This window comes from Streptomyces rectiverticillatus (assembly GCF_013394065.1).
In the GTDB taxonomy this organism is placed as follows: Bacteria; Actinomycetota; Actinomycetes; order Streptomycetales; family Streptomycetaceae; genus Streptomyces; species Streptomyces rectiverticillatus.
Genome location: NZ_CP040752.1, coordinates 6283106 through 6302795 on the forward strand (window position 1 = coordinate 6283106; position 19690 = coordinate 6302795).

General features: G+C 73.7%; 13 protein-coding genes and 1 pseudogene. 7 read left to right on the forward strand and 7 right to left on the reverse strand.

Annotated elements, in window-relative coordinates; genetic code table 11:
- Window positions 1-80: 80 nt before the first annotated feature.
- The 7 genes from FGW37_RS27270 to FGW37_RS27300 all read left to right on the forward strand — a co-directional run bounded on the left by FGW37_RS27270 (window position 81) and on the right by FGW37_RS27300 (window position 9407).
- A complete protein-coding gene (locus FGW37_RS27270) occupies window positions 81-305 on the forward strand; it encodes a CbtB domain-containing protein (protein WP_179083471.1) in 225 nt (74 codons plus the stop codon).
- A gap of 21 nt (window positions 306-326) precedes the next feature.
- Complete coding sequence (locus FGW37_RS27275) at window positions 327-1094, forward strand: CbtA family protein (protein ID WP_179083472.1); 768 nt, start codon at window positions 327-329, stop codon at window positions 1092-1094.
- Between the two features lie 236 nt (window positions 1095-1330).
- Complete coding sequence (locus FGW37_RS27280; RefSeq protein ID WP_179083473.1) at window positions 1331-2272, forward strand: D-alanyl-D-alanine carboxypeptidase family protein; 942 nt, start codon at window positions 1331-1333, stop codon at window positions 2270-2272.
- Between the two features lie 517 nt (window positions 2273-2789).
- Window positions 2790-4871, forward strand: a complete 2082-nt coding sequence (locus tag FGW37_RS27285; RefSeq protein ID WP_179083474.1) for an ABC transporter ATP-binding protein — start codon at window positions 2790-2792, stop codon at window positions 4869-4871.
- 659 nt (window positions 4872-5530) lie between these two features.
- Window positions 5531-6181, forward strand: a complete 651-nt coding sequence (locus FGW37_RS27290; RefSeq protein ID WP_179083475.1) for a DUF4360 domain-containing protein — start codon at window positions 5531-5533, stop codon at window positions 6179-6181.
- Window positions 6182-6501: 320 nt separating this feature from the next.
- Window positions 6502-7077, forward strand: a complete 576-nt coding sequence (locus FGW37_RS27295; RefSeq protein ID WP_179083476.1) for an ATP-binding protein — start codon at window positions 6502-6504, stop codon at window positions 7075-7077.
- A gap of 221 nt (window positions 7078-7298) precedes the next feature.
- Entirely contained in the window at window positions 7299-9407 is a 2109-nt protein-coding gene (locus tag FGW37_RS27300; RefSeq protein WP_179083477.1) for a SpoIIE family protein phosphatase, read from the forward strand.
- Here the strand turns inward: FGW37_RS27300 and FGW37_RS27305 are convergent.
- The 7 genes and pseudogenes from FGW37_RS27305 to FGW37_RS27340 all read right to left on the reverse strand — a co-directional run bounded on the left by FGW37_RS27305 (window position 9361) and on the right by FGW37_RS27340 (window position 19321).
- On the reverse strand, window positions 9361-10638 hold the full coding sequence (locus FGW37_RS27305; protein WP_179083478.1) for a cytochrome P450 family protein: 1278 nt from the start codon (window positions 10636-10638) through the stop codon (window positions 9361-9363). The two genes, FGW37_RS27300 and FGW37_RS27305, sit on opposite strands and share 47 nt — an antisense overlap.
- A gap of 55 nt (window positions 10639-10693) precedes the next feature.
- Window positions 10694-11158, reverse strand: a complete 465-nt coding sequence (locus tag FGW37_RS27310; protein ID WP_179083479.1) for a hypothetical protein — start codon at window positions 11156-11158, stop codon at window positions 10694-10696.
- Between the two features lie 169 nt (window positions 11159-11327).
- Entirely contained in the window at window positions 11328-12248 is a 921-nt protein-coding gene (locus FGW37_RS27315; RefSeq protein WP_179084940.1) for a ribokinase, read from the reverse strand.
- Window positions 12249-12312: 64 nt separating this feature from the next.
- Window positions 12313-14207, reverse strand: a pseudogene (locus tag FGW37_RS33500) (ABC transporter permease/substrate-binding protein).
- Window positions 14197-15765, reverse strand: a complete 1569-nt coding sequence (locus FGW37_RS27330) for a sugar ABC transporter ATP-binding protein (RefSeq protein ID WP_179083482.1) — start codon at window positions 15763-15765, stop codon at window positions 14197-14199. The pseudogene FGW37_RS33500 and the gene FGW37_RS27330 overlap by 11 nt, the downstream one beginning before the upstream one ends.
- 28 nt (window positions 15766-15793) lie before the next feature.
- Window positions 15794-16795 (reverse strand): LacI family DNA-binding transcriptional regulator, encoded by a 1002-nt coding sequence (locus FGW37_RS27335; RefSeq protein ID WP_179083483.1) that lies wholly within the window; start codon window positions 16793-16795, stop codon window positions 15794-15796.
- Between the two features lie 129 nt (window positions 16796-16924).
- Window positions 16925-19321 (reverse strand): phosphoketolase family protein, encoded by a 2397-nt coding sequence (locus FGW37_RS27340; protein WP_179083484.1) that lies wholly within the window; start codon window positions 19319-19321, stop codon window positions 16925-16927.
- Window positions 19322-19690: the final 369 nt, after the last annotated feature.

The following is a 19690-nucleotide window of genomic DNA, read 5'->3' on the forward strand; positions in this document are numbered from 1 at the left end:
AGCCCCGCAGGGAAGTCAGACCCCGCACCGTCGTCCTAGGCCCCAACGATCGGGACGCGTGTTCCCCAGGAGGTTCTGCCATGGCCCAGTCCGCCGCCCCCGCCACCGGTTCGTCCGCGATACCCGCGGTCGCCCCCATCTCGCTCAAGCAGATCGCCCCGTGGGCGCTCTTCGTCGGCATCCTCATGCTGGTCCTGCTCTACTTCGTCGGCGCCGAGCAGGGCGCCACCTCCCTGATCGCCGGCGAGAACGTGCACGAGTGGGTCCACGACGGGCGCCACCTGCTCGGCTTCCCCTGCCACTGACGACCCACCAGGGGAACCACCGTGAACTCGATCTCCGTCAGAGCCCTGCTCGTCCGCGGCATGCTCGCGGGCCTCGCCGCCGGCGTCCTGGCCCTCGCCGTCGCCTACTTCCTCGGCGAGCCCCACGTGGACTCCGCCATCGCCTTCGAGGAGGCGCACAGCCCCCACGACCACGGTGAGGGCGGTGAGGACCCGGTCAGCCGCACCATGCAGTCCACGGCCGGGCTGGCCACCGGCATCCTCGTCTACGGCGTCGCGCTGGGCGGCATCGCCTCGCTGGTCTTCTGCGTCGCCCTGGGCCGCATCGGCCGCTTCGGCCCGCGGGCCACGGCCGCGCTGGTCTCGCTCGGCGCGCTCCTGGCCGTCTACGTGGTGCCGTTCCTGAAGTACCCGGCCAACCCGCCCTCCGTCGGCGACCCCGACTCCCTCGACAAGCGCACCGCGCTCTTCTTCCTGATGATCGCGCTCAGCATCCTGCTGGCGGTCGGCGCGGTCATCCTCGGCAAGCGCCTCGCGCCCCGGCTGGGCAACTGGAACGCGACGGTTGCGGCGGGGGCGGCCTTCGTGATCGCCGTCGGCCTGGCCTACGCCTTCCTGCCCTCGGTCAACGAACTGCCCGACGACTTCCCGGCGGGCCTGCTGTGGAAGTTCCGCCTGTCGGCCCTGGCGGTGCAGGCCCTGCTGTGGACCGGCTTCGGCCTCGTCTTCGGCCACTTGGCCGAACGGCTCCTGGCCCCGCGGGCCGGGGCGCCGGACGGCAAGGCGCGGACGGCGGCACAGGCGGGCTGAGCCCCCGCCGGCGCCCCCGCCGCACTCTCGCGAGAAGAGCCCGCCCGGGCCACCGGGCGGGCTCTTCCCATGCTCCCTCCACCGCCGCTCCCGCGGGCCCTCCCCGTGCCGCCCCGTACGCCCCGTCAGTCTCTTAAGTCCCGCTCACTCGTTAGTGGTTCGGATTTCTTTCCGCGTGCGGGCTGGTGCGACGATGCCGCTCGCCCGACCACCGACAGCCTGGGAATGGAGCCTTGATGCAGCGACGTGGGGGAGAGCAGGACCGCCGCCGGGGAGCGTGGGGAGCGCCACTGGCGGCGGCGGTGACGGCGACGGCCGCGGCCGCCGCCGCCCTCCCGGCACCGGCCGCGCACGCCGCGCACGGCCCGTCGGTCGGGGCGAAGGGCGCCTACCTGATGGACGCCGGCTCAGCGCGCCCGCTGTGGGCCAAGGGCGCGACCGTCAAGCGGCCCATGGCCAGCACCACGAAGATCATGACCGCGGTCGTGGTGCTGGACACCCCGGGGGTGAACCTGGAGCGGCAGATCGAGATCAAGCAGTCCTATCGCGACTACGTCCAGCGGACCGGCGCGAGCACGGCGGACCTGCGCACCGGCGACAAGCTCACGGCGCGTCAGCTCCTGTACGCGCTGATGCTCCCCTCCGGCTGCGACGCCGCCTACGCCCTCGCCGACGCCTTCGGCAAGGGACCCGACGAGGCGGCCCGCACGAAGTCGTTCGTCTCCAAGATGAACGCCAAGGCCCGGCAGCTGAAGCTGCGCGGCACCAACTACGACTCCTTCGACGGCATCTCCTCCGCGGGCAGGAACTACTCCACCCCCCGGGACCTGGCCGAGCTCTCCCGGCACGCCCTGCGCAGCGCCACCTTCCGCACCGTCGTCTCCGCGCTGAACACCCAGCAGAAGGCGAAGAACGTCAACCGGCTGTACACCTGGTACAACACCAACAAGCTGCTGGGCTCGTACCGGGGCGTGACGGGGATCAAGACCGGGACCACCACGGCATCCGGGCCCTGCCTGGTGTTCGCCGCGCGGCAGGGCGGGCGGAGCGTCGTCGGCGTCATCCTCGACGACCCCGCGAGCCGCTACCCGGATGCCGCCGAAATGCTCGACTACGCCTTCAAGAAGCGCACGCCCCTGAAGCTGCGCCGGCTTCCCTCCGCGGCGCACGAGGACTGACCGCCCGCCGCCCGCTCCGCACGCCCTGCGGACCGCCGCCGCACCGCCGAGCCCGGACCCCGCCGAGGGGTCCGGGCTCGCGTTGTACCAACTCCCGGGAACCGGCGGTCACTTATACCTGAACGAGTGAACAGTCTGCAGAGAACTGCGGGTTGGCGAACTTTCCCGCGGGCCGGGGCGGCTAGAGTCCTCCTGTCCGGAAACGGGCACCGGAAGGCCGCGGAAACCCCGACGGCGTCGGACGGCTCACCGTCCGCCGGGGTCCCGTCCACCACCCCCCAGCCCGACTCCCCGGCACGTCGCCGCGTACCGCAGCCACGGCGTGCTCCTCGGCCATGCCCTTGGCACGGATCGGTTCACCGACGCGTCTCGCCGCCAAGCACCAGCGCCCTCCTGCCCGCACCCGCCGGCCCGCCCCACCGTCCTCAGGAGGCTTCATGTCCCGCCCCGCGTCCCCCGCGGCGTCTCCCCCCACGTCCGTGACCGGCCCGCGAGCCTACCGCGTGCCGGAGGGACGGTGACGCCCTTCGCGCGGCGCCCGCCGCGCCCGATCCCCGTATCGGAGAGCGAAGTCCTGCTGTTCGGCGGCGCCTTGCGGCACGACAAAGCCTTCGTCAACCACGAACGGCCGCTGCTGCGGCTGTCGTTCTGGTCGATGGCCCGTCAGCTTCCGGCCATGGTCCACACCGTCACCCGGGCCGCCTGGTGTGAGGACCGCCCGGCGCTGCTCGCGCTCGTCGGCGCCGAGCTGGGCCAGGGGCTGACGCGCGCCTTCGGGCTGGTCGCCGCCAACCGCGCGCTGACCGCCCTCTTCACCGCCGGACCCACCACCGAGCGGCTGCGGGAGGCCCTGCCGTCCTTGCTGGCGGTCACCTCGGTCGCCGCCGCCACCGCGCTGCTCTCGGCGGTCTCCGTGGCGGCCGCGGGGCAGCTGGAGCCGAAGGTGGAGCGGGTGTGCACCGCGCGCTTCTACCGCGGCGCGGTCCGCGTGGAGCTCGCGGTCCTGGAGGACAAGGACTTCCACCGCCTGCTCGACGCCGGCCGGTTCGGCACCGACTCGGTCCGGCTGATGATCGGCTCGTCGGTCACCGTCGTCAACGCCGTCGTGGGCCTGGCCGCCTCCGCCGGGGTGCTCGCCCTGCTGCACCCGTCCCTGGTGCCCATGCTGCTGCTCGTGGCCGCCCCCAAGGGCTGGGGCGCGGTCGTCACCGCCCGGCGGCAGTACGCCTCCCGGCACGCCTGGATCGAGCACCGGCGTGCCATCTCCGTCATCACCTCCACGCTCACCGGCCTCGACACCGCCGCCGAGATCCGGGTGCACGGCGCGGGCCGCATGCTCGTCGGCGCCTACGACGACATGGCCGCCACCGTGGAGAAGGAGCAGCAGCGCCTGGCCCGCGCCGAGGCGGTCACGCGCACCGCCGCGTCCGCGCTCTCGGGGACCGCCGCGCTCGTCGTCTACGGAGCGCTGTGGCTGCTGCTCGCCTCGGGCGGCATGCCGCTCGCCGTCGCCGGCACCGCGGTGATCGCCGTACGGGCCGCCGGCGCGAGCCTCACCGCGCTGGTGACCCAGGTCAACCGGCTCTACGAGGAGGCCATGTACCTCAGCGACCTGGAGCGCGCCTGCGTGGAGGCGGAGCGGCACGCCATCCCCGAGGGCGGTACGCCGATGGTGCCCGGGGTGAAGGAGATCCGGCTGGAGAAGGTCACCTTCGCCTATCCCGGAGCCCCGGCGCCCGCGCTCAGCGAGGTCAGCCTGACCGTCCCGCCGGGCAAGGTCGTCGCGCTGGTCGGTGCGAACGGCTCCGGCAAGACCACCTTGTCCAAGCTCGTCGCCGGGCTGTACCTGCCGACCTCCGGGCAGTTGTACTGGAACGGGGTCGAGATCCGCGACGCCGACCGCGACCTGCTCTTCGACCAGGTCGCCGTGTTGTCCCAGGACTTCCCCCGCTGGCCCATGACCGCCCGCGCCAACATCCACATCGGCCGCCCGGGGACGCCGCCGGACCAGGACCGGATCGAGTGGGCGGCCGCCGACTCCGGCGCCACCGGCGTCATCGACTCGCTGCCGCACCAGTGGGACAGCCTCGTGGTCAAGGGCTTCGAGCGCGGCACCCAGATCTCCGGCGGCCAGTGGCAGCGCCTGGGCAGCGCCCGCGCGCGCTACCGCCGCGCGCCCCTGCTGATCGTCGACGAGCCGACCTCGGCCCTCGACCCCAAGGCGGAGGCGGAGGCGTTCCAGTCGCTGCGGTCGCTGACCGACGGCGGTACGACCGTTCTGCTGATCACCCACCGGCTCGCCGCGACCGCGACCGCCGACCTGATCTACGTCCTCGACCACGGCCGGGTGGTGGGGGAGGGGACGCACGAGGAGCTGATGGCGGTCGACGGCGGCCTGTACCGGTCGATGTACGAGCTGCAGGCCGCCCAGTACGGATTCGGCACACCCCAGGCCGCCGCTCCCGGCCAGGCTCCGGCTCCCGGCCAGGCTCCGGCTCCCGCCCAGACCGCCGCTTCCGCTTCCGCTCATGCCTCCGCCCATGCCTCCGACCCCGCCCTGCGGGGGAGTTCGCCGCATGCACAGCCCGCCCAGACCTGAGGACAGGGCGGTGTCCGCTCCGCCTGCTCCGCCCGGGCCTCCGCCGGACCCGTTGGGTCCGCTGGCGAGCACCTTGCGCGATGTGCTGGGGTGCCTGGGTGTGATCACGGCCGCGGTTCTCATCTCCGTCCTGTGCGTCCATCTCGGCCAGGCCTTTCCGGGGCTGGCCGCCAAGTGAGTTGAGGAACGCCGTAACCGTCCCCGGGGTTACGGGCCGGAGCCGTATCGAATTCCAGGACGGCTTGCGGGGCTGCCGATTTCTGTGTGGATCACGCTGCCTCCTGTGTTTAGCGGGAGGCGGCTGCCGGGAAAAACGGGGTGAATTCACGGTTCCGGGTAAGCGCCGGGCGCTTCCCATTTCACTGTATTGAGCAAGTGTCTACAGGTGTCCGGGGGTTGTGGCTTCCCACCCACCCCGGTCACCTGGGCCTCCGTTCGGACGGGAAAACCGGGGAACGGTTGTCCGACGCGGAGTCTGGCGGACTCGGGTGGCGCCTCCTACCATTCGAACGCTCCCCGTCCCCAGGGGTCGTTCGGACGCGGGGCATGGCATGTCCATGCCCTAGTGATCCGCGCTCTCACTCATTCCGGTCCGGCGTCCTCCGGGTTCCCGGCCCGAAATGCAGCCGCTCATTCCGAGGACAACCGATTGGAGAGCCATGCCCGGCGCCCTTATCGCAGGAGCCGCGCTCGCGGCACTGTTCGCCTCACCGATATCCACGTACGACGCCTCGGTCATCGTCAACCCGCCACCGGACAAGATCGTGATCGAGATCGCCACGGTCAACGGCTCCGGCTGCCCCGCGGGGACGGCCGCGGTGGCCGTCTCGCCCGACAACACGGCCTTCACGGTCACCTACAGCGACTACCTCGCTCAGGTCGGCCTGGGGTCCAAGCCGACCGACTTCCGTAAGAACTGCCAGCTCAACCTGATCGTGCACGTACCGCAGGGCTTCACCTACGCCATCGCCAGCGCGGACTACCGCGGCTACGCGAAGCTGGAGGCCGGGGCGACCGGCACCCAGAAGGCCTCGTACTACTTCCAGGGGTCCTCCACGACCACGCCGAGCTCCCATGTCTTCCGCGGCTCCTACGCGGACAACTGGCAGGCCACCGACCGCGTCGACGTGGCCGCACTGGTCTGGGCCCCCTGCGGCGAGAAGCGCAACTTCAACATCAACACCGAGCTGCGGGTCAACGCGGGCAGCTCCGACCCCTCCAAGACCAACAGCTTCATGACCATGGACTCCACCGACGGTGACATCAACACCATCTACCACCTGGCCTGGAAGGAGTGCCCGAGAAGGTAGCGGGCCCGTCCCTCACGAGGGCGCAGGGGCCGGCGGGGCCGCGGAGCGACGCGGGCCCGCCGGCCGGTCTCCACCTCTTGCCGGTCCACCGGGCCGCAGTGGGAATTTATGCCGCACTCACCGGCCCTCACCTGCGGTGATCGCGCTCCGCAGGGAATCCGTGACCAACAGGGTATAGACCTCTGGTGAAAAGCAGGCGACTGTGGGGGGAACCACACAGCGAAGTCCCACGGCCCGCACAGCTTCCCAGGACCGTCACGGCGCCGCGGACGAGCTCTCGTCCAGCGCCCTTCGCGCTCACCCGATTGCACTTGAGCCACATGTTTGCCACCAGTCGCGACACCGCGAGCCCCTTGCATTCGGCTGACGCCGTCATCAGCGCCACCGACCCGGTCGCCCTCCGGGCCTCCTCCCCGCGGAAGCTCCCCGGCCCCTGGGGCCACCAGATCCACCAGATCCCCCTGTGCATGCACGGCCGGCTCGCCCGGCGGCAGCCCCATGCCCTCGCGTCCGCCCACGCCACGCACGCCGTCTCCCTCCCGGCGACGGAACGCTCCGCCGCGGCCGCGCGCCGGTTCTCCCGGCGGCTGCTGTCCGAATGGGGCCTGGACGAGCTGGCCGGCGACACCGCCCTCCTGCTCTCGGAGCTCGTCACCAACGCCGTCCTGCACGTCCCGGAGACGCCCGAGGGCATCCGGCTCGTGCTGAGCCGGGGCCGGCGCCACCTCGTCGCCCAGGTCACCGACGCGGGCGGGCACCTGCCGCGCTGCAGCGAGGCCGGCCCCGACAGCGAGAACGGGCGCGGGATATGGCTCGTCGAGCAGATCGCCGCCCAGTGGGGCCACCACGCCTCCGGCAACGGCAAGACCGTCTGGTTCACCCTCCGTCTCCCCTAGCGCCCCCGGTACGGGAGGCACCTCCCGTACCGTCCCGCACCGCCACTGGTCCGGACCTGTGAACCCCGCAGCCGGCGCGCCCCGCCCCGCGGGCTGCGCACCCACCGGTTTCGGAGAGACCATGGAAGTCGCTGCGGCAACACGGCGGTGCGAGGACGGGTGAGCCGGTCCGGCCGGTACGGGGCCGCCGCACCACCCCGGCGGGCGGAAGGAGGTCCTCGATGGGCGCGACCGATGCATTCCGGGCCCGGCCCGTCCAGCCCGCCGACCGCCCCTACCTCGTCCCCGGCGGCCTGCTGGACGTCCTGGGCGTGGCCGCCGGAGTGCTGGACCGCGAGGGCCGGATCGTGCTGTGGAGCCCGCAGGCCGAGCAGCTCTTCGGCTGGAGCGCGGCCGAGGCCCTCGGGCAGTACGCGGCCCGGCTGCTGGTCGCCGAGGACGACGTCGGCGCGGTGCTGGAGCTGTTCGCGGAGGTCATGCGCGAAGGAGAGACGTTCGCCGTGGTCTTCCCCGCGCGGCACAAGGACGGCGGCACCCGCCTGGTCGAGTTCCGCAACGTGCGCCTGGAAGACCGGCACGGCGACTTCTACGCCCTCGGCATCGCCACGGACCGGGAGGTCCTGCGCGGGGTGGAGCGGGACCTCGCCCTGTCGCTGCGGCTCGTCGAGCAGTCCCCGATCGGCCTCGCCGTCTTCGACACCGAGCTGCGGTACGTCCTGGTCAACCCCGCCCTGGAGCGCATCCACGGCCTGCCCGCAGCGGCGTGCCTGGGCCGCACCGTCCACGAGGCCCTGCCCCACGCGGACGCCGGCGCGATCGAGGGCGCCATGCGCCGGGTCCTGGCGACCGGCACCCCGCTGCTGGACGAGCTGAGGGTCGGCCGGGCCGGCGGGTCCGCCACCGACGACGAGGCCCAGCTCGTCTCCTACTACCGGCTGGAGGATCCGGGCGGCAGCGTCCTCGGCGTCGCCACGTCGGCCGTGGACGTCACCGACCGCCACCGGGCCAACAAGGAGGACCGCCGCCGTACCGCCCTGATCGCCGACGCCTCCGTGCTGATCGGCACCACGCTCGAACTGGAGCAGACCGCGCGCGAGCTCGCCGAGGTCGTGGTGCCCGGGCTGGCCGACGTCGCGGCCGTCGACATCCTCGACACCGTCGTCGACGGCGACCGCACCGCCGCCCCGGACGGGCAGCCCGCCGTCTTCCGGGCGCTGGCCGTCGCCGCGGCGGGCGGGGCGGAGTCCTCGTCCGCCGCGGACGCCGTGCGGGCGGCCGACCCGCCCGGGCAGATCGCCAAGTACGACCCCGACCGGCTGGTCGCGCTCTGTGTGCGCACCGGCCGCCCGGTCAGGGTGGCGCACGTGCGCGCCGAGGATCTGCCGGGCATCGCCCGCGACGCCGAGGCGGCCCGTCTGCTCGCCCGCGCCGGCCTGCACTCCTACATGGCGGTGCCGCTCATCGCCCGCGGCGAGGTGCTCGGCGCCCTCGACCTCAAGCGCCTGACCGACCCGCGCCCCTTCGACGAGGCCGACGCCGCCCTCGCCGCCGAGCTCGCCGCCCGCGCCGCCGTCTCCATCGACAACGCCCGCTGGTACCAGCGCGAGCGCGCCACCGCCCTGACGCTGCAGCGCTCCCTGCTGCCCCAGCGGCCCCAGGACCCCACGGGACTGGAGATCGCCTACCGCTACCAGCCCGCGGGCACCGCCAGCAGGGTCGGCGGCGACTGGTTCGACGTCGTCCCGCAGGACGGGGACAAGAGCGCCCTGGTCGTCGGCGACGTCATGGGCAGCGGCATCAACGCCGCGGCCGCCATGGGACAGCTGCGCACCGCCGCCCGCACCCTCGCCCAGCTCGGCCTCGACCCCGCCCGGGTGCTGCGCCACCTCGACCACACCGCCAGTGGTCTGGACCAGATGATCGCCACGTGCCTGTACACCGTGTACGACCCGCAGGGCGGCACCTGCTGTGTGGCCAACGCAGGCCACCTCCCGCCCGTCGTCCTGCGCCCCGGACTCCCCCCGGCCCTCGTCGACCTCCCCGCCGGCGCCCCGCTGGGCGTCGGCGGCATCCCCTTCGAGAACACGGCCGTCGACCTCAAGCCCGGCGACCGCCTCGTGCTCTACACCGACGGCCTGGTGGAGACCCGCGACGAGTCCATCGACACCCGCCTCGAAGCCCTCCTGACCGTCCTGGCCGACGCCCCCGAAGGCCTGGAGGAAACCTGCGACCTCCTCCTGACGTCCCTGCGCTCCGGCAACGACCAGGACGACGTGGCCCTCCTCATCGCCCGCGCCGTCCCGGCGGACCCTGCCGCCCCGCAACCGTGACCGGCAGCTCCGTCAGCGCGTGCGACCGGAAGGAAGGCCGCCACCGCAGCGCACCGGCGGGCACGGCGAGCGCGATGCCCGGCAGGCGGCGCAGCAGCGCGGCCAGGGCGATGCGGATCTCCATCCGGGCGAGCGCCGCGCCCAGGCAGTAGTGCATGCCCTGGCCGAGCGCCAGGTGGGCCTTGTCCTCGCGGTGGATGTCGAAGCGGTCCGGATCCGGGTAGCGGGCCGGATCCCGGTGGGCCGAGGCGAGACAGAGCAGCACGGTGTCGCCCTGCGGTATCAGGGCGCCCCCGATCGCGACCGGTTCGACCGGGAAGCGCCGGACGGCCATCTGATTGGGGTGGCCGTGGCGCAGCAGCTCCTCGACGGCGGCCGGCCACAGTGCCGGGTCCGCGCGCACCTCGTCCAGCAGGCGGGGGTGGCCGAGCAGGGTCAGCAGACCGCCGCTGATCAGGTGCTGGGTGTTCTCGCCGCCCGCCATGAGGATGAGGAAGGCGAGGGAGACCAGTTCGTCCTCGCCGAGCCGGTCGCCCTCGTCGCGCGCGGCGATCAGAGCGGACAGCAGGTCGTCCCCGGGCGCGGCCCTGCGCGCCGCGACCAGGTCCAGCAGGAAGCGGTGGATGCGGTCCACCGCCTCCCCGACCCGGGCCGGGTGCTCGGGCGCGAGCATGGTGGCCACGTCCGCGGCGAACGGCTTCCTGCCGGCCTCCGGCACGCCGAGGAGGTCGCCGATGACGGTCAGCGGCAGCGGTCCGGCGAACTCCGCGACCAGGTCGGCGCTTCCCTCCGCGGCGATGCGCGCGGCGAGCGCACCGGCGAGCCGGTCCGCCGCGGCCCGGACCCGCCCGCTCAGCTCCGCCACGCGCCGCGGGGTGAAGCCCTGGGAGGCCAGGCGGCGCAGCCGCAGGTGGTCGGCCGTGTCGATGTTGAGCAGGTTGGCGTCCAGGGCGGGCGGCAGGGCGAAACCCTTGAAACCGCTGCCGGAGTGCGCCTTGTTCACCGACAGCCGCGGGTCGGTGAGGGCGGCCCGCACGTCGGCCTCGCGGGTGACGAGCCAGACGGGCGAGCCGTCGGGAAGGGCGATCCGGTGCACGGGGCCCGCCGCCCGCAGGCGTGCGTAGACCGGGTAGGGGTCGGCGAAGAACGCGGCGTCGAACGGGCGCGGGAGAGCGGCGGTGCCGGTGGTGTCAGCGGTGTTGGTGGGGTCGGCGGTGTCGGCGGTGTCCATCGTCCGAGCGTAGGGCGGGCGCAGGGCGGGCCCTTGCCGAGGTCGGCTGCCGGGGTCAGCGCAGCTGTACGCGGTAGAGCGTACGGCGGTTCTCGATGGTGAGTTGGACCTCGCCCTTGGCGCCTGCGTACGCCCCTGTGCCGCCGACGACGGCCGCATCGGCGCGGTACGGTCCGCGCCCGAAGCGGTTCTCCATGGACTCCAGGACCAGGGTGCCGTCGTTGCCCCGCAGCACGTAGCGGCACTGGGCGACCACGCCCTCGTAGCGCAGGAGCACCACCGTGCAGACGGCGCTGCCGTCGCCGGCGGGCTCGCCGGACGGGCCCTGCAGGTCGGCGTAGACGGACCAGGTGTCGCCCTCCTTGGGGTGCTCGGGCGGGCTGCCGGTGCGGTGGACGGCCGTCCACGCGAGGGCCTTCTCCCCGGCGGCCGCGGCGGGTTGAGGGGACGGCAGGGCGACGGCGGCGGCAGTGGCCGCCACGGCGGCAACGGCGGCCACGGCGGCGGCTTGGCGGCGCATCAGACGCATCGGGCACCTCCGGCTCGTACGGACGGGTCGGGCACCCACGTACCCGCTCCTGGTGCGTTCACCCCACCCCGCGTATGGCGCCCGCACAATTCCCGTCACGAAGACTTCACCCGCCGGGGACGGGCGTTCATCCCGGCGGGTGAAGGCCGGGCATCCGGAATCAGGTGAACTGTCCCGGCTCCGGCGGCAGTTCGTCCAGCGTCGGGTACGAGGGCTGGGCGCCCGGCCGGGTCACGGCCGCCGCACCGACGCGCACCGCGAAGCGGGCCGCGTCCGGCAGCGACGCGCCGACGGCCAGCCGGGCCGCGAGCGCACCGGTGAAGGCGTCACCGGCACCCGTGGTGTCCACGGCCTCGGCCTTGACGCCGGGCACCGCCACCGCTTCCGCGGCCCCCGCCTCCAAGGCCAGCGCCCCCGCGGAGCCGAGGGTGACCACGACCGAGCGGGCGCCCTGGTCGCGCAGGGAGCGGGCCCACGCCTGCGGCGTGCCGTCCACGAGCTGCGTCAGGTGCCGGGCCTCGTGCTCGTTGACGACCAGCGGGTCGGCCGCCACGAGGAGTTCGGGGTCCAGGCGGTCGGGGGCGGGCGAGGGGTTGACCACGACCCGCGTGCCGGCCTCGCGCGCGGTCTCGGCGGCCGCCCGTACGGTCGCCGGGGGGATCTCCAGCTGGAGCGAGACGACCGCCGACGCGGCGATCACCTCCCGGGCGGCCTCGACGTCCTCGGGGAGGAGGCGGGCGTTCGCACCCGGCGAGACCACGATGCTGTTGTCGCCGTCCGGCCCGACGACGATCATCGCCGTGCCCGTCCGGGCACCCGCCTCGACCAGCACGTGGCGCAGCTCCGTGCCGGCCTCGCGCTGTCCTTCCAGCAGCAGCTCGCCGAACGCGTCGTCACCGACCTTGGCCAGGAGGGCCGTCCGGGCGCCGAGGCGGGCCGCGGCCGCGGCCTGGTTGGCGCCCTTGCCGCCCGCCGATTCGACCAGATCCGTGCCCAGGACCGTCTCGCCCGCCCCGGGCCGGCGGTCCACCCGCACCGTCAGGTCCGCGTTGGCCGACCCCACGACCAGTACGTCGTACATCCGGTCGTTCATCCGGTCGTCCATCCGCTCGATCCGTTCGCTCCGTGTGCCACCCATGGCCGTGTCACCCATCGAATTCCGCCGCGTTCTTCCTGTCGACCAGCACCACCGGCACCTTGACCCGTTCCGGCAGCTTCTCACCCTTCGAGGCCTTCACCGCCCAGTCCACGGCCAGCCGCCCCAGCAGCTTCGGCTGCTGGGCGACGGTCGCCGTCAGCCTGCCCGCGCGCACGGCGGCGATCCCGTCCGGGGTGCCGTCGAACGCGACGACCTTGACGCCCTCGCCCGCCGCGGAGCCCAGCGCCTTTGCGGCGCCGAGCGCCATCTCGTCGTTCGCGGCGAAGACCCCGGCGACGTCCCGGTGCGCCTGGAGCATGTTCGCCATGACGTCCATGCCCTTGGTGCGGTCGAAGTCGGCGGGCTGGCGGGCCACGACCTCGATGCCCGGGTAGGCCCTGATGCCCTCCTCGAACCCCTTGCCGCGCTCGCGCGCCGCCGATGTCCCCGGCTGCCCCTCCAAGAAGGCCACCTTCCCCTTGCCGCCGAGGGATTCGGCGAGCGTCCGCGCCGCCAGCCGCCCGCCCGCGACGTTGTCGGAGGCGATCGTCGAGCCGACCCGGCCGCCGTTCACGCCGCGGTCGATGGAGATCACCGGCACCTTCGCGCGATTGGCCACGCCCACCGCCGGGACGGCCGCGTCGGAGTCCACGGGGTTGATGACGGCCGCCTTGACGTTCTGGCTGGTGAACGTCTCCATTTGGCTGATCTGCTGGGTGGGGTCGTTCTGCGCGTCCGTGATGTTGATCTTCAGTCCGCGGGCCTTCGCCTCCGCCCGGGCGCCCTCCTTGATGCCGACGAAGAACGGGTTGTTCATCGTGGACAGGGCGAGCCCGAGGTCGGTGCCGCCGCCGCGGTCGCAGCCGGACAGGGCCAGGGCCGCCGTGAGTGCCGCGGCCGCCGTCACCGCGCTCCTCCGCCCCCTCATCGCGCGCTCCGGCGGCGCAGCGTGTCGAGCAGCACGGCCAGGGCGATGACGAGACCGGTGGCGACCTGCTGCCAGAACGCCGACACGCTCAGCAGGTTGAGGCCGTTGCGCAGCACCGCGAGGATCAGCGCGCCGATGAGGGTGCCGGAGGCCTTGCCGGAGCCGCCGGACAGGCTCGCCCCGCCGATCACGACGGCGGCGATGGCGTCCAGCTCGTAGCCGACGGCCGCCTGCGGCTGCGCGGAGGTCAGCCGGGCGGCCAGGACGATGCCGGCCACGGCGGCGAACAGCCCGGAGAGCGCGTAGACGACGAGCTTGCGGCGCTTGACGTCGATGCCCGACAGCCGGGCCGCCTCCTCGTTGCCGCCGATCGCGAACATCGCGCGGCCGGTGTACGTACGGGCCAGGACCAGCGCAGCGAGCGCCCCCATGGCGACCGTCACGAGGACCGGTACGGGCAGCCACCCGCCGAGGGTGTCGCCGAGCCGGCCGACGGACGAGGGGAAGGCGATGGGGGAGCCGCCGGAGATCACGAGGGCCAGGCCGCGGCCGACCGAGAGCATCGCCAGGGTGGCGATGAAGGCGGGCAGCCTCCCGTATGCGACGAGGGCGCCGGAGAGCAGGCCGGCACCCGCCCCCACCGCGAGGCCGAGCAGCAGGGCGACCCAGACGGGCAGGCCCTCCTTCGTCGCCGCCCAGCCGACGACGGTCGCGGAGAGCGCGGCCACCGAGCCGACCGACAGGTCGATGCCCGCCGACACGATCACGAACGTCACGCCGAACGCGAGGATCGCCGTCACCGACGCCTGCACGCCCACGTTGAGGAGGTTCTGCCCATTGAGGAAGTCCCGGGACAGCACCGCCATCACCACGACCAGGGCGACCAGGCCGCCCAGCGGGCCGTTGCGGAGCACCGCTCTTGTGAACCACTGCCCCGGATCGCTCCCGGGCGCCCGCAGCACCTCAGCCGACATCGGAGCCCTCCATCGCGCTCGCTTCGTACGTGTTCGCGGTGTGCGCCGGCCGGACGGCCAGTTCCATCACCGCGTCCTGCGTGGCCCGTTCGCCCGACAGCTCGCCGGCGATCCGGCCCTGGGCCATGACCAGCACCCGGTCGCTCATGCCGAGCACCTCGGGCAGGTCACTGGAGATCATCAGCACCGCGCAGCCCGCCGCCGTCAGCTCGTTGACGAGCCGGTAGATCTCGACCTTCGCGCCGACGTCGACGCCGCGCGTCGGCTCGTCGAGGATCAGCAGCCGTACGCCCGCCAGCAGCCACTTGCCGATGACGACCTTCTGCTGGTTGCCGCCGGAGAGGGTGCGCGCGGTCTGCTCCAGCCCGCTCATGCGCACCTTCAGCCGCCCGGCGACCTCGGCCGCCCGCCGGCGCTGCCCGCGCCGGTCGACGAACCCGCCCCGGGTGTCCTGCTCCAGCCGGGCCAGGGTGAGGTTGTCGCCCAGCGAGGCGTCCAGTAGCAGGCCCTGGCCCTTGCGGTCCTCGGGGACGAGCCCGACCCCGGCCCGCATCGCCGCCCGCACGTCGCCGCGCGCCAGTGCCCGGCCGCCGACCTCGACGGTCCCGGCGTCGTAGCGGTCGACGCCGAACAGCGCCCGCGCCACCTCCGTACGGCCCGCGCCGACCAGGCCCGCGAGGCCCACGACCTCCCCGGCCCGGACGTCGAAGCCGACGTCGCGGAAGGCGGGCGCGCGGGTCAGCCCGCGTACGCGCAGGAGCGGCGCCCCTGGTTCCGCGGGCCGCTCGCGCGGGTACTGCTCGGCGATGTCGCGGCCGACCATCAGCCGGATCAGCTCGTTCTCGTCCGTCGTGGCGGGCACTTCGGCCACCGAACGGCCGTCGCGCAGCACCGTCACCCGGTCCCCGAGCGCGGCGATCTCGTCCAGGTGGTGGGTGATGAAGACGACGCCCACGCCGCTGTCGCGCAGCTCGCGCACGATGGCGAAGAGCGTGCCCACCTCCTCGGAGGTGAGCACCGCCGTCGGCTCGTCCATGATCAGGACGCGGGCGTCCAGGCTCAGGGCCTTGGCGATCTCGACCATCTGGAGCCGGGCGATGCCGAGCCCGGCGACCGGCTCGGCGGGGGAGACGTCCAGCCGGACGCGGCGCAGCAGCCCGGCCGCCCGGGCCCGCATGGTGCGCTTGTCGATCAGCCCCAGCGCGGTGCGCGGCTGGCGGCCCAGGAAGATGTTCTCGGCGACGGTCAGGCCGGGGACGAGGGTGAACTCCTGGTGGATGGTGGCGATTCCGAGCCGTTCCGCGTCCTGCGCGGAGCGGACCGCGACCTCGCGGCCGTCCATCAGGATGCGGCCCCCGTCGGGCCGGTGGACGCCGGAGAGCATCTTGATGAGCGTGCTCTTGCCGGCGCCGTTCTCGCCGAGGAGGACGTGCACCTCTCCCGCGCGGAGGCTCAAGTCGACCCCGTCCAGGGCGCGGACGCCCGGGAAGGACTTGGTGACGCCTTCGACCCGCAGCAGTTCGCGGCCGCCCGGTACGTCGTCGTCGACGCCGGTCATGCGCTGCCCCCCTTCTCCTGTCCTGATGTCAGTCGGTCGGCGGTTCGCCGCACGAGCGGCGCCGCACGAGATGCGCGGGGAGCAGCACCGACGGTGCCTCGCGCCCCTCGATCCGCTCCAGCAGTGTGTGCACGGCGGCCCGGCCCAGCTCGCGCGTCGGCTGGGCGACGGCGGTCAGCGGCGGGTCGAGGTGGGCGAACCACGCCACGTCGTCGAAGGCGACGAGCGCCACGTCGGAGGGGACGCGCAGCCCCCGCGCCCGCACCTCGTCCAGGGCGCCGAGCGCCATCAGGTTGTCGGTGGCCAGCACGGCGTCCGGCGGCTCCGCGAGGTCCAGCAGCCGCCGCATCACCTGCCTGCCGCCCTCCGGGCGCAGGTCGGGCGAGGAGCCGATGCGCTCGGGCGGCAGGGGGACGCCGTGCGCGGCGAGGGCCGTGCGGAACGACTCCAGGCGCTCGTCCCCGACGGGCGTGCCGGCCGGTGCGACGATGACGGCCGGCCGGCGCCGCCCCAGCGCCGCCAGGTGCGCGGCCAGCTCCGTCAGCGCGGACCGCCCCTCCGCCCGTACGCACGGGGCGGCGACGCCCGGCACCTCGCGGTCGAGGAGCACGAGCGGGGTGCCGGTGGCGACGGCCTCGCCGAGCATGGCCGAGCCGGTGCCGGCCGAGCTGACCAGCAGTCCGTCGATGCGCCGGTCGAGGAGGGTGCGGATGTGGTCGTCCTGCTGCTCCGGGCTCTCGCCGGCGTTCCCGATGATCAGGCTGTACCCCAGCTGCCGGGCCTCCTGCTCGACGGCGTCGGCCAGTTCGGTGAAGAAGGGGTTGCGCAGGTCGCTGATGACCAGCCCGAGCGTACGGGTCCGGGCGGTGCGCAGGGCGCGGGCGACGACGTTGGGCCGGTAGCCCAGCTCGGCCACGGCGGCCAGCACCCGCTCGCGGGTCCCGGCCACGGGCGAGCGGCCGTTGAGGACGCGGGAGACGGTGGCGACGGAGACGCCGGCCCGCTCGGCGACGTCCTTGATGTTCGCCATGGCGCCGCGCCTCCCGGTCCCGGATGTGTAATCGATTTCGTGCCGCTGCCGTGCCGGTCAGGTAATCGATTACACGCCCGGAGCGTCAAGGCTTCGCCGGGGTGACGCACATCACGCGGGGCGTTCGTGTCACCCCGGCCAGCTCCAGTCCGCCACCTCCGGCATGTCCACCCCGTGTTCCCGGATCCACGCGTGGTGACGGGTGCGTGCGTCGGCCATGGCCTGGCGTACGGACGCCGCGCGGACGCCGAGGCCGGGGACGCGGTCGACGACGTCCATCACGAGCCGGTAGCGGTCGAGGTCGTTGCGGACGACCATGTCGAACGGAGTGGTCGTGGTGCCCGCCTCCTTGTAGCCGCGCACGTGCAAGTGGGCGTGGCCCGTGCGGCGGTAGGCGAGGCGGTGGATCAGCCACGGGTAGCCGTGGTAGGCGAAGACGACGGGCCGGTCGGTGGTGAACAGCGCGTCGTACTCCGCGTCGGTCATCCCGTGCGGATGCTCCTCCCGCGGCAGCAGCCGCGTCATGTCGACCACGTTGACGACCCGCACGGCGAGCTGGGGCAGCTCGTGACGGAGCAGGTCGGCCGCCGCCAGCACCTCCTGGGTGGGGACGTCGCCCGCGCAGGCCAGGACGACGTCCGGCGGCCGGTCGCCGTTCTCCGTGCCCGCCCACTCCCAGATCCCCGCGCCGCGGGCGCAGTGCGCGCGGGCCTCGTCGAGGCCGAGCCAGTCGAAGCAGGGCTGCTTGCCCGCCACGACGACGTTCACGTAGTCACGGCTGCGCAGCACGTGATCGGCCACCGACAGCAGGGTGTTGGCGTCCGGCGGGAGGTAGACCCGCACCACCTCGGGGCTCTTGTTGAGGACGTGGTCGACGAAGCCGGGGTCCTGGTGGGAGAAGCCGTTGTGGTCCTGGCGCCATACGTGCGAGGTCAGCAGGTAGTTGAGGGAGGGGACGGGGCGGCGCCAGGGCAGCGTGCGCGCGGTCCTGAGCCACTTGATGTGCTGGTTGACCATCGAGTCCACGATGTGGATGAACGCCTCGTAGCAGGAGAACAGGCCGTGCCGGCCGGTGAGGGTGTAGCCCTCCAGCCAGCCCTGGCAGAGGTGTTCGGAGAGCACTTCCATGACGCGGCCGTCGTGGGCGAGGTGTTCGTCGACGGGCAGCACTGCGGCCTGCCACGCCTTGCCGGTGGCCGCGTAGAGGGCGTCGAGCCGGTTGGAGGTCGTCTCGTCCGGCCCGACGACGCGGAAGTTCCGGCTGCCCGCCGTGTCGGCCATGATCTGGGCCAGCAGGCCGCCGAGCACCCGGGTCGGCTCGTGCAGCGCCGCGCCGGGCTTGTCGACGGGCACTGCGTAGTGCTCCAGCGGGGGCAGCGGCAGGGAGCGGGTGAGCAGGCCGCCGTTGGCGTGCGGGTTGGCACCGAGCCGCCGCTCGCCCTCCGGTACGTGGGCGAGGACCTGCGGGCGCGGCCGCCCGTCCTCGTCGAAGAGCTCCTCCGGCCGGTACGAGCGCAGCCAGCGCTCCAGCTGCCGCAGGTGGTCGGGGTTGTCGCGCACCCCGGCCAGCGGCACCTGGTGGGAGCGCCAGGTCCCCTCGACGGGCAGGCCGTCGACCTCGTCCGGGCCGGTCCAGCCCTTGGGGGTGCGCAGCACGATCACCGGCCAGTGCGGCCGGTCGGCCACGCCCTCCTCGCGGGCCGCGCGCTGGGCGAGGGCGATGTGGTCCAGGGCCCGGTCCATCGCGTGGGCGAGCGCGCGGTGCACCTCGGAAGGATCGTCCCCGGCGACGTGGATCGGCTCGTGGCCGTAGCCGCGCAGCAGCCGGTCCAGCTCGCCCTCGGGCAGCCGGGCCAGCACCGCCGGGTTGTCGATCTTGTAGCCGTTGAGGTGGAGGACGGGCAGGACCGCTCCGTCGTGCACCGGATCGAGGAACTTGTTCGCGTGCCAGGACGCGGCCAGCGGCCCCGTCTCCGCCTCGCCGTCGCCGATGACGCACGCCACGAGCAGGCCCGGGTTGTCGAGGGCGGCGCCGTAGGCGTGGGCGAGCGAGTAGCCCAGCTCGCCGCCCTCGTGGAGGGAGCCGGGCGTCTCGGGGGCGACGTGGCTGGGCACTCCGCCGGGGAAGGAGAACTGGCGGAACAGCCGCTCCATGCCGTCGGCGTCGCGCCCCACGTCCGGGTAGACCTCGCTGTAGCTGCCGTCCAGCCAGGAGTTCGCGAGGACGGCCGGCCCGCCGTGCCCCGGCCCCCAGATGCAGACGGCGTCCAGCCCCCGCGCCCTGACGACGCGGTTGAGGTGGGTGTGGATGAGGTTGAGGCCGGGGGAGGTGCCCCAGTGCCCGAGCAGGCGGGGCTTGATGTGCTCGGGCTCCAGGGGCACGGTCAGCAGGGGGTTGCTCAGCAGGTAGATCTGGCCCGCGGCCAGGTAGTTCGCGGCGCGCCAGTGCGCGTCGAGCGCCGCCAGTTCCTCGTCGGCGGGGCCGTCCGGTCGCGGTCCGGCGGTGCGGTCGGCGTGCTCGGGCATGTACGGCCTCCTCGGGACGCGTGCCGGGTACCCGCCACCGGGCACGGGAAACGCTTCCAGCACTCGGCCTCCCCGCGTAGGGGCTGTCCGGCCGGGTTTTCGGTCCCTCCGGCCGGCTGTGCGGCCCCTCCGGCCCCCGCCGTCCCGCCACCACCCGGGCGCACCGTCACCGTGTGTGCCACCCCCGGCGCTCCGGGTCGCGGGAACGGGCCCGCCGGGTGATCCTTGGAGGACGTGGCCGGCCCCCCGGCCACCGCCCCGCGGCACGGCCGGGGCGACCCGCCGACCTGTTTGCAGGTGCCCCGCGGGGGCAGCCGCAACTACCGGAAGGTGCTTCCGGCCGGCAGGCACTCCTTTTGCTCGGGAGCG